The sequence below is a fragment of the Citrobacter sp. MGH 55 genome (assembly GCF_016906145.1).
GTDB lineage: Bacteria > Pseudomonadota > Gammaproteobacteria > Enterobacterales > Enterobacteriaceae > Citrobacter_A > Citrobacter_A amalonaticus.
This window is the reverse complement of the sequence record NZ_CP070239.1, coordinates 3388320-3388703: the sequence shown is the minus strand read 5'-3', so window position 1 is coordinate 3388703 and position 384 is coordinate 3388320. Positions and strand designations below refer to the sequence as shown.

The window sequence follows — 384 nt, the reverse complement described above, 5'->3', positions numbered from 1 at the left end:
GATCAGCGCGACCTCTGGCGCACTCCACCAGCACTTTTTGCGGCCCTTGATGCGGAGTTCTGCTTCCAGTTGGATGCCGCCGCAGCGCCACATAATACGCTATGCCGCATATTTATCACCGCCGAGCAGAACACGCTGGAAACGCCCTGGGCTGATTACCTGAGCATTCCCGGCTACGTCTGGTTGAACCCGCCATACAGCGACATTACGCCGTTCGTTAAGAAGGCCGCTACCGAAAGCGCAAATCAGATCGGCACGGTCATGCTGGTTCCGGCAGACACATCGGTTGGCTGGTTTAAGGAGGCTATCCAGACCGCCAGCGAGGTTCGCTTCATCACCGCCGGGCGACTGGCATTTATCAACCCGGTCACCGGTAAGCCAGTA

1 protein-coding gene is annotated in these 384 nt (G+C 58.1%); it reads left to right on the top strand.

Annotated features, from left to right (window positions below):
* The coding region (locus JTI98_RS13810; RefSeq protein WP_216081382.1) for a phage N-6-adenine-methyltransferase at positions 1 to 384 on the top strand (384 nt) is incomplete at both ends.